Genomic DNA, 13,328 nt, shown 5'->3' with positions numbered 1-13,328 from the left:
ACCACGGGGTCTTGTTGACGTGCCGTCCGAATTGGGCGACATTGAGCCCGGGGTTCAGGGGGGAATCACAGGATGTCTGCGTACGCGGAACTGGAAGAACGCATGCGCGGCCGGCTCGGGGGCAGGGAATGCCTCTACGTGCCGTCGTGCCGCTTCGGTCTCTATCTCGCACTGCGCCGGTGGTGCGAACCCGGCGGCCGGGTGCTGATGTCACCCGTCAACGACGACGTCATCTTCTTCGTCGCCCTCGCCGCCGGCCTCCGCCCGGTGCAGGCGCCGCTCGATCCCCGCGACGGGTCGGTCGACACGGCGGCGATCCCCGAGTCCGTCTGGCAGGGGCTCTCCGCCGTCCTCACCACCAACCTGTACGGGAACCCGGACCCGGCACCCGAACTGCGCGCCCACTGCGACCGGCTCGGCATCCCGCTGATCGAGGACGCGGCCCACGCGATCGGCTCCACCGTCGGCGGACGCCCGGTCGGCACGTACGGCGAGGCGTCCGTCTTCAGCCTCTCGAAGCACACCGCCGCCAAGACCGGCGGCTTCCTCACCCTCGCCGACCCGGCGCTGCGCGAGGAACTCGCCGCCGCCCGCGACGCGTTGCTCCGGCCGACCCGCGCCACCGCCGAACTCGCCTACCTCGTAAGGCCGTACGCCGAGGCAACCGTGCGCGGACTGCGCCTGGTCAAGGCCGCGCGGACGACCATGCGGCTGCTCGGCCTTGAGGAACGGGAGGAGATCCGGATGCCGCTGCGCGCCGACGAACTGGCCCGCGCCCTGCCGGCCGCGCCCGCCCTCGACCCCTTCCACTCCTGGGTCCGGGTCGACATGCACGACTACCGGCTCAGGCCGGGCCCCGGCCGGCTCCGCCGCACCGCCCGCAGGCTGGAGCGCCTCGACACCGTCCTCGCCGCCCACCGCGAGGGCACCGCCCTCCTCCAGGCCGGCGAGTACGGGACGGCCTCCGACGAGCCCGCGCAGCCGCTCTTCCGCGTGCCGCTGCTCGTCGACGACCGGGACGCCGCGGCCGCCGCCCTCGCCCGGCACCGGATCACCACCGGCTACCTCTACGACCCGCCGCTCGACAGCTACGCCGGCGAGACGTTCACCGACCCCTCTCCCGCGCCCGGCCCCGCCGCCTGGTTCGCCCGGCACGCCCTGCCCGTCGACCCGCGCCACGCCCGGCAGGCCCTCGCCGTGCTGCGCGCCGCCGGCATCCGCCCCGCCCACCACCCCTCGGCGGTCCCCGGCGGCGCCCTGTGACGGAGACGGAGACGGTACGGCCCCGGGGGGCGGACCGGCCGGCGTCCGAGGACCCCCCGGCCACCCCGCCGCCCCCGGCCGGCGGCGCCGACGAGGACGGCTCGGGCGAGGGCTCGATGTTCCGCAACGCCTACGCCCTCATGCTCTCCACCGGCGTCTCGGCGGCCCTCGGCCTCGGCTTCTGGCTGGTAGCGGCCCGCTACTACTCGGAGGAGGCCGTCGGGCAGGGCTCCGCAGCCATCGCCGCCCAGCGGATGCTGGCCTCGCTGACGGCGACCACGATGATCGGCGCGGTCGTCCGCTACGTGCCCCGCGCCGGCCGCGCCACCGGGCCCCTCGTGCTGCGGATGTACCTGGTCAGCACCGTCGTCGTCGCGCTGGCCTGCGGTGTCTTCCTGCTCACCCTGGACCGGTGGGGGCCCTCGTACGCCCCACTCGGCACCCTGTCCGCCGGTCTCTTCTTCACCGCCTCCTGCGTCGGCTGGGCGCTGCTCACCCTCCAGGACGGCGTCCTCACCGGCCTCAGACGGGCGATCTGGGTCCCGGTCGGCAACGCGGTCTTCTCGCTCGGCAAGCTCGTCCTGCTCGTCGTCCTCGCCGCCGGCCTGCCCGTCCTCGGCGTCTTCGTCTCCTGGTCGGCGGCGATCGCCCTGTCCGTGGTGCCGCTCGGCTGGCTCGTCTTCCGGCGCCTCATCCCCCGGCAGGCCCGCGCCGACCGGGACCGCGAGCCGCCCGGCCTGCGCGAGATCGGCCGCTTCATGGCCGGGGACTCCGTCGGCGCGCTGTTCAGCCTCGCCATGATCAACCTGCTGCCGGTGATGGTCGCCGTCCGCTTCGACGCCGCCCACAACGCGTTCTTCTACACGGCGTACACCGTCGGCGGCACCATGGAGTTCATGGCCATCAACATGGCCTCCTCGCTCACCGCGCACGCCTCGCACAGCCCCGAGTCCCTCGCCGAGGGCGTGCGGGGCGCGCTGCGCCGCATGGTGCTGCTGCTCGTCCCGGTCGTGCTCTTCCTCGTCGTCCTCGCCCCGCTCCTCCTCACCCCCTTCGGCGCGGACTACGCCGAGAACGGCACGACCGTGCTCCGGCTCCTCGCCGCCGCCGCGCTGCCCCGGGTCGCCGTCGAGCTGTACATCGGGGTGCTGCGCGTCCAGGGCCGTACGGGCGTCCTCGCCGTCCTCCAGGGCGCCATGTGCGCCCTGGTCCTCGGCAGCGCCGTCGTCCTCCTCGGGCCCCTCGGCATCTCCGGCGCTGGATACGCCGTCCTCGGCTCGATGACCCTGATGGCGGTGGCCTGCGTCCCCGGCCTGCGGGCCGCGCTCAAGGGCCGGGTGCCGGCCGAGCGGCCCCGGGACGTCACGCGGACGAAGGAGCGCGCGGAGGACGGCTACGGCACCAACTGGGCGCGGGAGAGCGCCTATCTGCGCGGTGCGCACGACTCGGTGACGCCGGCGTTCGGCATCCCCGTGTACGTCCCCCGGGACGCCGACGGGCCGGTGGGGAACCCTCGCCCGACGCCGTCCGCGTCCCCGCCGGCCCGGCCGGCTTCCGTCGAGGCGACGGCCGGCCCGGACCGGTGGGCGGCCGGGTCGTGGCTGCTGCTCGGCCTCGCGGCGGGGCTCTTCTGGCTGCCGCTCGCCCGCTCCGGCGAGGCGGCCGTGGACCGGCTCTCCGGCACCGGCCTGCTGACGGCGCTCCCGCCCGGCACGCTCGTCGCCGGGCTGCTGCTCGTCGCCCTCCAGGGCGCCGCCGTCGGCCTGAGGGCCTTCCGGCCTTTCTTCGCCGGAGCGGTCCTCCTCGCCACCTTCCTCGCCCTCCACACCGCCCCTCCCCTCCTGGGGCTGCGGCCCGCCCCCGCGGGCGGCCCCGGCGCGGGGCTCCTCGGGGACGCCGGCGGGCTCGCCGCCGCGGTGACCCCGGTCGCGCTCCAGGCGCTGAGCCTGCTGCTCGTGGCCCTGCTCCTGCGCGTCCTCGGTACGGCCGACCGGGTCACGGTAGGGGTCGTGTGGGTTCTCGTCTGGGCCGGCTGGGCGGGCCAGCAGGCCTTCGCCGCCGCCCCGCTGCCGCTCTTCCTCGGCCTGACCGGGGCCACCATGGCGGTCTGCGCCGTCCGCGGTCTGGCGGCGGGCCGCCGCTGAGCCGCCCCCCGACGGTTCAGCGGCCCGGCACGTCCTGCCGGAAGTAGGGGTCGCGCCCGGCGATCCGGTACCCGTCGAGGCCCGGGCCCGAGTCGACCGTCAGGTCGCAGCCGGGCCCGGGCACGGCCCGGTTCCAGTGCACGTACGCCTTCACCCCGGGCAGCGTCGGCGCCACCTCCGGGATCGCGGTGTACCAGTCGCGCTGCCGCTCGGGCCGCCGGGGGTCGGGGGCGGTGGAGAACTCGGAGAGCATGACGGGCTTGTCCGCGGAGACGTTCTCCCGGAGCCAGTCGTAGGCGGGGCGCTGGCTCTCGTCGAAGTCCCGCCAGTCCTCCGTGCCGTGGCAGAGGTAGTAGTTGTACTGGTCCATGCCGATCCAGTCGACGTAGTCGTCGCCGGGGTAGAGCCGTTTCATCGCGTCCGCGCTGCCGAGGTAGCCGGAGACCGTCCACACCCAGACCACGTTGTCGGCGCCGAGCCGCTCGAACCGGTCGCGGAGGTGGCGGTAGGCGGCGACGTACTCGGCGGGGGTGCCCGCCCCCTCCTTGATCCGGGCGTCGGCCTCCTGGTCGAAGGCGAGGAAGACCCGCTTCCCGTAGGCCTTGACGCGGCGGATCTGCGGGTCGATGACCTCGGTGTCGTACCGCCCCGAGGCGATGTTCCGCCAGCCGAGCTGGGTCTCGGTGTAGCCGGCGTGGTGGGGCTCCTTCCACACCGTGGACTCCCAGGCGAGCATCAGCATGCGGTCCCGGCCGAGGGCCCGCTCGTCGGGAGTGAGGAGCGTCCCGTCGAGCTCGTTGCCGGACATGTCGTGGTACGTGTAGACGAGATCGAGGCGGCGGCCGATCTTCTTCTCGAAGGCGTGCACCGGGCGGACCAGCGAACTGTCCTCGTCGTACGGGATGTACGCGCCCCACCAGGCCCCGCACGGGGCGACGAGCCGGGAGTCGACCGCGCACCCGTCGTCTCCCTCGGCCACGGTCGCCCACACCCCGATGCCGGCGGTCAGCGCGCCGACGGCGGCGAGCGCCACCGCGAGCCGCCCGGCGGCCCCGCCCCCGGCGTGCCGCGCGGTCATCGGCCGTCACCGGGCCCTCGTTTGCGGAACCGGAAGGACGCGGTGCCCTCGGGCTCGACCGCGCCGCGGGTGGCGGCGGGCAGCGGCAGACCGGGGAGCAGCGCGACGGCGGTGGTGAACGCGGCGAGCGGGACGAGGAACGCGGTCACGGAGAACCCTTCGACCAGGAAGAGGAGGGTGGCGGTCAGCGAGGCGAGGGAGAGGCTGATCGGCGCGGCCAGGGCGAACGCCTCCAGACGGGCGCCGGGCCGCAGTCCGCTCGGCTGCGGATGGAGCAGGGCGAGGCCCGGCCCGAGGCAGACGAAGAGCAGCACGGGCAGCCAGCGCAGGGGTGAGCCGCCGGGCAGCAGGCTCGCCGCGAGGGCCAGCCAACCGGAGACGGCGACGACCCCTCTGATCCGGTTCCGGGTCGTGTTCACGGTGCACCGCCTGTGCTGGCCGGGGCCCCCTTCGGGGCCGGGGTGTAGGCGAGGACGATTCCGTACGGGCGTTCCTCGACGGTCCTGAAGAGCGGGGACGCCTTCAGCCGGCTGCGCAGGGTCTCGAAGCCTCCGGGCGGCAGCAGTCCCTCGCCGGCCGTGTAGACGTCCTGGGTCCGGGTGAGGACGACGTGGGCGGTGACGCCCGGCGGGATCCCGTCGGCGAGGTAGCGGGCCGGGTCGGCGAGCATCCGCTCGTTCTCGGGCAGTTCCTGCTCGGCGAAGAACCAGTGCTCGACGTGGTCGTAGCGGTGCAGCGCCTGCGGGAAGGACCCGGAGGTGGCGAGGAGCAGACCCCCGTCGGGCAGCCGGTCGATGGCGCGGGTGACCAGCTCCGTCTCGGCGGGCGGGGTGTAGTACATCGCCTCCTTGCCGTAGTACGCGGGCAGGAAGCCGGCCGTCAGGGCGAGCAGGGCGACCGGCAGGGCGACGGCCGCGGTGCGGCGCCGGGCGACGCTCGCGCGACTGCGATGGGTGCCCGCGGTGGCGGGCACCAGCGCGGCCGCGGCGAAGAACGCGGCGCCGGGCAGTCCGAACAGATAGACCCGGAAGAGCATTTCGCCGCCGTAGTCGTTCACGACGAACAGCGGCACCGGGGCGACCGAGACGAGCAGCAGCGGCAGGGCGCTGCGGGTCAGCCGGCGGCGCCAGAGCACCGCGATCCCGGCGAGCACGACGACGGCGAGGGCCATGGCGATGCTCGCCCGTCCGGCCAGCTCGGGTCCGGGGCCGGTGAGCTGTCCGGCGTATCCGGCGCGGGAGTTCTCGGTGAGCTCGCCGAGCGACTGGCGCAGCGTGCCGAGGGTCTCCAGGAACAGCGGCCGGCCCATGGTGAGGTTCCAGGTCAGCATCAGCAGCCCGGCGACGACGAGCAGGCCGTAGTTGCGGTACCGGCGGGTGAGCGCGAGGACGAACAGGGCGGCGCAGAGCATGACCGGCGTGAGCTGGTGGACGGCGTTGATCGCGAAGATCACCGGGGACAGGATCAGCACGCAGATCGCGCGCTGGCGCACCCCCGTGGGCGGCGGCACGGCGGTCGCGGCCGGGTCGAGGTACGCGCGGTCGCGCAGCCGTCCCGCCGAGCCGGGCCGCACGAAGTGCCGCAGCACGACGGCGAGCACGGTCAGGTGCAGCAGGTACGCGAGGCCCTGCGGCGCCAGGTAGTCCTGCCCCACCCAGTTGGCGAGCTGGAAGATCCAGACGGCGGTCCACACCAGCCGCCAGTCCTCGGCGAAGGTCCGGTAGATCAGCACCAGCAGGGGCAGGGCGATCAGGCCGAGGACGATCGGCGCCCAGTTGAGGTAGACGGCCGTGGACTCGACGCCGAAGGCGCGGACGAGCGCCGCGTTCAGGGTGAAGAAGCCCGGCCACTGCTCGTAGGCGGACATGTTCCCGGACAGGCCGGCGTTCGGCCGCAGTTCGCCGGCCGCGAGGACCGCGTCGACCACGGCGTCGTGCTTGGACGCCCACGGGTAGCGCACGGAGTCGTACAGCACGGCCGGGGCCGCCTTGAGCGCGACGATCAGCGCGACGCAGTAGGCGAGTGGCCAGCCCGGCGAGGTCCCGGCGCGGCGCAGCGCGACCAGGAACCCGGCGGTGAGGACGAGCAGGGAGGCGTAGAACGCGGCGGGCAGCCGGTCCAGGAGCCCGAAGTCGTCCATGGTCCGGAAGTCGATGCCGGGCAGGGCGAGCGCCCACAGGCCGAGGCCGAACACCAGGAGGACGGGGGGCAGCAGGGCGAGGTCGGGCAGCGCGGCGCGGCGCGTCCGCGCCTCGGACGCGGCGCCGTGGTCCCCGGCGGGCGCCGGCCGCACGTCTCCGGTCGGCGTCGGGGGAGAGAGGTGGTTCGTCATCCCGCGAACTCCGCTCCGCGCACCAGCGCGCGTGTCCGCCGGTACATCCGCCAGCCGATGGTGGACAGCGAGTCCGGGTACGGCGCCGTCCTGGCGCCGCGGCCCTCCATCCAGCCCTCGACGTCGGCGACGGTGTGGGTGCGGCGCACGATGAGCCGGGCGATGCGGTAGATCTGGTCGTTCCCGGAGCTCAGCGCGTGCCGGACGGCGACGGCCGAGGTGTAGCCGGCGGCCGCGGCGGCCCGCCGGACGGCCGGGCTGTTGTAGCCGTGCGGATAGGCGAGGTGCCGGACCTCGTGGCCGAGCGCGTCCTCCAGAACCGCCTTGGACTCCCGCAGTTCGCGCCGGAGCGCGGCCGGGGCCAATGTGTCGAGCTGCGCGTGGGTGGCGGTGTGCGCGCCGACCTCCATCCCGTACCTCTCCAGGCGCGGCGCCTGGTCGAGGGTCATCATCGGCGCGGGCGGCAGCAGACACGGCCGTCCCGGGGTGATGGCCCCGGTGGTCAGGTACGCGGTGGACGGCAGCTCGCGGGCGGCGAGCGCCTCGGCCGTCGGCCCGACGAGGTCGGCGAAGCCGTCGTCGAAGGTGAGGACGACGGGGCGGGGCGGCAGCGGGGCCCCGGCGGCGAGGTGCGCGGCGAGGGCGCCGACGGTGATCGCGGTGCGGCCGCTGGCGACGATCGCGTCGAGCTGGGAGGCGAACTCCCTGGGCGAGACGGTGAATTCGGCGATCCAGTCGGGCGGGTCCTCCATCACGGCGTGATAGAGGAGGACGGGTATCCGGGTGTGGACGGGCACACCGGTCATCGCTTCCCTCCCTGGGTGCGGGCCTTCAGGTAGCCGATCGGGCCGTAGAGCATGCCGCGCCGCTCCAGCCGGGAGAGGCTGCGGGGCCAGGGGTGGTGGTGGGTGCCGTGCTCGCCGGGGACGCCCTGCCCCTCGTGCCCGCCGCCGCGCTGGGCGGTCATCGTGCGGGCGTGCGCGAGGCCGCGCGGCAGCCGGGTGAGGAGCGCGGGCAGCATGCGGGGGCGGCGGACGAGGGTCGCGGTGAGGTAGGCGGTGAGACCGGCGCCGTAGCCGTACGCCTGGTTCCGCACGTCCTGCCAGGTCTCTCGGTGGTGGTGCCAGACGAGCGCCTCGGGGGTGTAGCGGAGGCGGAAGCCGGCGGAGAGGACGGCGACGAAGGCGTACAGGTCGTCGCCGCCCCTGGCCGGGGTCCCGGTGCCGGTCGCCGGGTCGAAGCCGCCGGCCCGGCGGAGGGCTGCGGCCCGGAAGGCCATGTTGGCGCCGGATCCGAAGCTGCCCGCGGTGAAGGGGAAGAGCGGTTCATCGGCGGGCGGTTCGGCTGGGTCGTACAGGCGGGGCGCGAAGCCCTTGGCGAAGCCGCCGTGCGATTCGAGGAGGATCTGGGCGGGGGTGCTCAGCCGGGCGGGCAGGATCAGGCCGGTGACGCAGCCGAGCCCGGGGTCGGCTGCGAAGGGCTCGGTGAGGGCGGTCAGCCAGTGCGGGTCGGCGATCACGTCGTCGTCGGTGAAGGCGAGGACGGTGGCGTCGGTGGCCGCCGCGCCGGTGTTGTGGGCGACGGCGAGGCCGGGAGTGTCCTCGCGGACGTACCGGACGCGGCCGGCGTACTCCTTGGTGACCAGGTCGTGGGTGTCGGTGGTGCGGGGCGCGTTGTCGACGACGATCAGCTCGTGGTCGGGGTGGTCCTGGGCGAGGAGCGAGTCGAGGGCGCGGGCGAGCTGCTCGGGGCGCTCGCGGGTGGCGACGATCACGGCCGTACGGGGCGGGGTGAGCCCCTTCCGGTTCCGGGCGAGGACATCGGGCCGGGCGAGCGGCCGGACGGCGGCGAGGCGCTCGGCGTCGGCGCGGGGCCCGGTCGCCGCGAGCCGCTCGCGGGCGAGGGCGGTGAGCACCTCGGCGGGGTCGTCGCCTTCCGCGACCGTGCCCAGGACGGTGGCGGCGGGGCGCCCCTCGACCCGGACGAGCGCGTAGACGTCTCCGGGCACGAGGGCGGGCCCGCCGGGCGCGGGACGGAGGGACAGGGCGGGACCGTCGGGCGCGGCGAGATCGAGCTCGGCGACGGAGAGGGCTGGGGGGAGGGACTGGGGGTGGGGTGGTCGGCTGCTCAACGGGGATCCCCTAGGGAGGTACGGCGGCGGGCACGGGCTCGACGACTACGGATGCGGCGGGCACGGCCGCGCCGATAACGCCGGAACCACCACGGACGGCGTCACCGGCAGGCCGCGGCTAACGGTTTCCCCGCAGCCGGGCGACCCCGTTGAGAGTGGTCCGGGCCCGGGCCGCGAGCGCGGGCCTGCTGCGGACGAAGCTGTGGGCCCGGCGGGCGGGCTCGCGCCCGAGCCAGTGGAGGGCGGCTCGGGCTCCCGGGACGAACACGGCCCCCTCGTACACCGTCAGTTCGCCCGTCTTCAGCGCGTCCTTGTACTCGGCGTCGCCGCGCCCCAGGTCGAGCAGCCCGATCCCGGCGGCCGCGGCGGCCTCGGCCATCCGCAGGTGCAGGACGAGGCCGGGCGAGTACTTCGCGAACTCGGGGTCGTACGAAGGGAACCAGCAGGACAGCACCGTCCCGGAGCGCAGTCCGAAGTGGGCGGCGATGGGCCGCTCCCCCACGTACAGCACGGACAGGACGCCGGAGCAGCCGGGCGTGCGCTGCTCGTGGAGGCGCCGGACGAGGGTGGTGATCCACTGCTTGGCGAAGCGGTCGCCGCGCCCGGTCCGCCGGTACTGGGCGGACTTCCACTCCATGAGCGTGCGCAGGGCGGCCGGGTCTCGCTCGTCGAAGACGAAGCGCACCTCGCCGTCCGCCTGGCGGCCGAGCTTGCGCTCCTTGGCGAGGGTGGTCTTCAGGAACTTGGGCGACTGGACGCGCAGCAGCGCCTCGTAGGCCGCGTACCCCTCGCCGACGTCGATCACGGGCGAGGCGAAGGACTCGGTGGCGGCGCCGGCGAAGACGAGCTGGCCGTCCTCCAGGTTGTCGAACTCCCACATCGCGATCCCACAGGCCCGCGAGACCGCCCGCGCGGCCGGCCGCAGTCCGGGCCGCAGGACGGCGCCCTGGCTGTCGGAGACGCCGAAGCCGATGGCCCGGCCCTGGCCCAACGGGCCTTTCTCGTACGGGAAGAAGCCGACCGGCTCGTCCCCCTCCCACCACACGGCGACCCGCGACCGGGGCCTCACCTCGGCGACGGCCCGGGTGAACTCCGGTTCCATGAAGGGGTTCGCGGGGGCGCCGGACGCCGCACGCAGTGTCCGCCACGCCTCGATCTCGCGCCCGCTCAGCTCCCCCGGCCTCACGATCCGCACACGGAATGCGCTCACCCTGCCGACCCCCCGGTCTACCCCCTGAGTGCTGCCAGGACAGGAAGGTACCGGCCCGAACCCCTCCTCGGCAGGCATACTCGCCCTTTGGGTCACGGAGGGGGCGAGGGTGGCCGGGACGAAGCCGATCCGCCAGCACCAGGCACGGAGCACTTCGTTCCTGCTGAACGCCACCAACTCCGAGTTGACGCAGTACTCCTGACGTCGACTCAGATGCCTTGCGCAGTCACATCAGCACTCTTAGTGTCCATGATCGTCGATCACCGGCCGGCTCGGAGAAGAGGTACGACGTGCGGAGAACCGTGTTAACCGCGGCGACCGTCATACCGCCGTCCCGGCGAACGCCGTCCCCCAGCCCGACGCCGTTCCGGCCGCCTCGACGGAGTCCGACCCAGTCGACCCGCCTCTGCTCGACACGACCGCGGACGGCGGCACCGTCCGTGTCAACGTCGTCACCCGCAACCGCGCGGCCTTGGACTCCGCCTCCGAGGCAGGCGAGACACTCGTCTCCTACGACTCACTGCCCTTCGTCACCCTCCGCGTGGACGAGGCGGGCCTTCAGCAGCTGAACACCGATCCGAACGTCGTCAGCGTCTCCGAGGACGTACCGGTCGCACCCACCCTGGACGAATCCGCCCTCACGATAGGCAGCGCCGGGACCTTCGCGGCCGGGAAGACCGGCGCCGGCACAACGGTCGCCGTCCTCGACACCGGCGTCGCCGTCGACCACCCGTTCCTCTCGGGTCGCGTCACGGGTGAGGCGTGCTTCTCGGTCACCGACGCGAGCGTCGGCTCCACCAGTCTGTGCCCCCGACGGCACCGGGGAGCAGGTGGGCCCCGGCAGCGCGGACGTCGAGACAGGCCCGTGCGCCACCATGGGCGCCGTCTGCTCCCACGGAACCCACGTCGCCGGGATCGTCGCCGGAGACGGAATCGGCGTCGACGGTGCCCCCAAGCGCGGCGTCGCCCCCGACGCGGACGTCCTCGCCATCCAGGTCTTCTCCAAGTTCACCTCCGACGACCGCTGCGGAGGCGTCGGCAAGAGCCCGTGCGTGCTCAGCTTCACCAGCTCCCAGGTCAAGGCGCTGGAGAAGGTACTCGCACTGAAGCGGGCCGGAACCGACATCGTCGCGGCGAACATGAGTCTGGGCAGCGGCCGCTGGACCAGCGCGTGCTTCACCGACGCCCGCAGTCGATCAGAACAGGCTCGCGCCGTCCTCCCTGCAGGTGTACGTGGATGTCCACCGCACTGGGCCCGGCGATCTGAACATCGACCTCGTCGCCCCTGACGGTTCCGTCTACCCCCTCCAGCAGGCCCGGGGCGACGGGACCGCGGAGATCCACGAGTTGTACCAGGTGGACGCGAGCAGCGAGCAGTCGAACGGCACCTGGAAGCTCCGTGTCACCTCGATCGGCACAGGCGGCTCGATCAGCGGCTGGGACCTTCGCTTCCCGTGGTTCGACAACTGGACGGAAACGCAGATTCCCGATCTGGGCACCGCCGAGTCTCCGGTGGTCGTCGGCAGCGCGCGCACGGGCAACGCCCCGCAGGCGACGCGGGTCTATGTCGACATCCACCACTCATGGCGCGGCGATCTCCAGCTGGACCTGATCGCCCCCGACGGCCGCGTGTACCCCCTGCGGGCAGCGGCGGCCAAGGATTCCGGCGACACGATCCACGAGAACTACGTCGTGGACGCGCGCGCCTCTTTGCCGAAGGGCACCTGGAAGCTTCGGGCCAAGGACACCGCGCAAGGGAACAGTGGATCGATCAGCGGCTGGATGCTGACGCTCTGACGGCATCGGGTCATAGGGGGCGCGCTCGTCGAGCGCGCCCCCTATGGCCCGAAGGGCGGGAGGGGTACCGGGCACTCGGGGGTGGAATCCCGGGTTCCCGACCTTCATCCCGCCATTGGCCCGCGTGAGCCGGTCAGTGCGCCCTACGGGCCTGTACAGGGGGTGAGGCCCCCATAGAACAGTTCGTGATCACGAAGAATCGGGGGGGGCAACTTTGCGTGGGAACGCGCAGGTATGGAGAACCGTCTCCGCCGCTCTACTGGCCTTTGCCGTGGTGGGCGCGACAGCTCCCACCGCCCAGGCGGACGAGCCGGGCACGCCGGCTTCGGCCGAGGACACGGCCCAGTTCGCCGGCATCGCCGAGGCGTACCTCCAGAAGCGGGCCGAGGCGGTCACGGCCCTCAGCGCCGAGCTCCCGCCCAGCACGCCGGCGGACGTCTCGCCCGACCTGGCGGAATTGCTGGAGGCCGACTTCGCCGCCCTGGCAGAACAGGGCCGTGTGCTCGAAGGCGTCAACGGGGGCTACAGCAGCGCGGAGGTCGACCTCCTGGTCGACCAGGCGACGGTCAGCGGCAACACCGCGACCGTAGAGGTGACCGAGGACACCAAGCTCCACTACCCGGACCCGCAGCCCGGCGAGCCGGCCTACGAGGAGTACTCGCTCCCGCACACGCTGACCTACACGAAGGCGGTCGACGGGACCTGGGACCTCACGAACGACCAGGCACGGGTCGACTGGACCGGGCCCGCCCCGACGACCCAGCTCACCCAGCCGGTCGACGTGCCGGCCCCCGACTCCGAGCCCGAGGGCGACAAGGCGGCGGCCGCAGGGACGGTGAACGACGGCCTCGACCCGCCGACTGAGGAGCCGGACCCGACCAGCGGCTACAACTACGGCAGCATGGCGTCGTACGCGGACAGGCACTGGAAGCGGGGGAACTCCGACTACCGCGTCTACGGAAACGACTGCACGAACTTCATCTCGCAGGCGATGCGCGCCGGCGGGTGGGGGGCGACGTCGGGCAGTGCGATGAGCCGCAAGGACAACAACAAGTGGTTCTACGGCAGCTTCACATGGACCACCAGCTACACCTGGGCCGGCGCCGAGAACTGGTACTGGTTCGCGAACAAGCACTCCAAGCGCACCAGGATGCTCAGCAACGTGTGGCACATGGGCAAGGCCGACGTCCTGCAGGCCGACTGGAAGCGCGACGGCATCATCGACCACAGCATGATCGTCACGAGCCGGACGTCGAACGAGACCTACCTCACATACCACACGCCCAGTACGCACAACAAGAAGCTCAGCACGATCGTGGCGCAGTACCCCCGTGCCTGGTGGTACGCCCACCGGACCTGATCGATTGATGAGG

General features: G+C 73.3%; 12 protein-coding genes. 5 read left to right on the top strand and 7 right to left on the bottom strand.

All coding sequences use genetic code 11. The annotated features are described in order from the left end of the window. The first annotated feature begins 102 nt into the window (after window positions 1-102). Entirely contained in the window at window positions 103-1,263 is a 1,161-nt protein-coding gene (locus tag OO54_RS08700) for a DegT/DnrJ/EryC1/StrS family aminotransferase (RefSeq protein ID WP_033202288.1), read from the top strand. After that, window positions 1,260-3,407: a lipopolysaccharide biosynthesis protein gene (locus OO54_RS08695; protein ID WP_033202229.1), complete on the top strand. Its 2,148-nt coding sequence runs from the start codon at window positions 1,260-1,262 to the stop codon at window positions 3,405-3,407. The genes OO54_RS08700 and OO54_RS08695 overlap by 4 nt, the downstream gene beginning before the upstream one ends. Window positions 3,408-3,423: 16 nt before the next feature. Here the strand turns inward: OO54_RS08695 and OO54_RS08690 are convergent, their stop codons facing one another. The 7 genes from OO54_RS08690 to OO54_RS44960 form a co-directional block, all read right to left on the bottom strand. Then, complete coding sequence (locus tag OO54_RS08690) at window positions 3,424-4,485, bottom strand: glycoside hydrolase family 26 protein (RefSeq protein WP_200146616.1); 1,062 nt, start codon at window positions 4,483-4,485, stop codon at window positions 3,424-3,426. Then, a complete protein-coding gene (locus OO54_RS08685) occupies window positions 4,482-4,904 on the bottom strand; it encodes a hypothetical protein (RefSeq protein ID WP_033202228.1) in 423 nt (140 codons plus the stop codon). Before OO54_RS08685 ends, OO54_RS08690 begins: the two co-directional genes overlap by 4 nt. After that, window positions 4,901-6,817 (bottom strand): hypothetical protein, encoded by a 1,917-nt coding sequence (locus OO54_RS08680; protein ID WP_078905102.1) that lies wholly within the window; start codon window positions 6,815-6,817, stop codon window positions 4,901-4,903. Before OO54_RS08680 ends, OO54_RS08685 begins: the two co-directional genes overlap by 4 nt. Further along, the gene (locus tag OO54_RS08675) at window positions 6,814-7,623 is read right to left on the bottom strand and encodes a polysaccharide deacetylase family protein (RefSeq protein ID WP_033202227.1); all 810 of its coding nucleotides are present in this window, start codon (window positions 7,621-7,623) and stop codon (window positions 6,814-6,816) included. Before OO54_RS08675 ends, OO54_RS08680 begins: the two co-directional genes overlap by 4 nt. Beyond that, on the bottom strand, window positions 7,620-8,948 hold the full coding sequence (locus OO54_RS08670; protein WP_033202226.1) for a glycosyltransferase family 2 protein: 1,329 nt from the start codon (window positions 8,946-8,948) through the stop codon (window positions 7,620-7,622). The genes OO54_RS08675 and OO54_RS08670 overlap by 4 nt, the downstream gene beginning before the upstream one ends. A 118-nt stretch (window positions 8,949-9,066) precedes the next feature. Continuing rightward, a complete protein-coding gene (locus OO54_RS08665) occupies window positions 9,067-10,158 on the bottom strand; it encodes a GNAT family N-acetyltransferase (RefSeq protein WP_033202225.1) in 1,092 nt (363 codons plus the stop codon). Window positions 10,159-10,716: 558 nt separating this feature from the next. After that, window positions 10,717-10,935, bottom strand: a complete 219-nt coding sequence (locus OO54_RS44960; protein WP_157856444.1) for a hypothetical protein — start codon at window positions 10,933-10,935, stop codon at window positions 10,717-10,719. 53 nt (window positions 10,936-10,988) lie between these two features. On the opposite strand from OO54_RS44960, the gene OO54_RS44955 reads away from it, so the two are divergent. From OO54_RS44955 to OO54_RS08650, 3 genes are all read left to right on the top strand, one after another. Then, the gene (locus OO54_RS44955; RefSeq protein WP_106969990.1) at window positions 10,989-11,447 is read left to right on the top strand and encodes a S8 family serine peptidase; all 459 of its coding nucleotides are present in this window, start codon (window positions 10,989-10,991) and stop codon (window positions 11,445-11,447) included. Then, on the top strand, window positions 11,392-11,955 hold the full coding sequence (locus OO54_RS47215; RefSeq protein ID WP_159391571.1) for a proprotein convertase P-domain-containing protein: 564 nt from the start codon (window positions 11,392-11,394) through the stop codon (window positions 11,953-11,955). Before OO54_RS44955 ends, OO54_RS47215 begins: the two co-directional genes overlap by 56 nt. Before the next feature lie 274 nt (window positions 11,956-12,229). Then, window positions 12,230-13,315, top strand: a complete 1,086-nt coding sequence (locus OO54_RS08650) for an amidase domain-containing protein (RefSeq protein ID WP_157856442.1) — start codon at window positions 12,230-12,232, stop codon at window positions 13,313-13,315. Window positions 13,316-13,328 lie beyond the last annotated feature (13 nt).

The sequence above is a fragment of the Streptomyces wedmorensis genome (assembly GCF_000716445.1).
Classification (GTDB): Bacteria; Actinomycetota; Actinomycetes; order Streptomycetales; family Streptomycetaceae; genus Streptomyces; species Streptomyces wedmorensis.
This window is presented reverse-complemented; position numbering and strand designations above follow the sequence as displayed.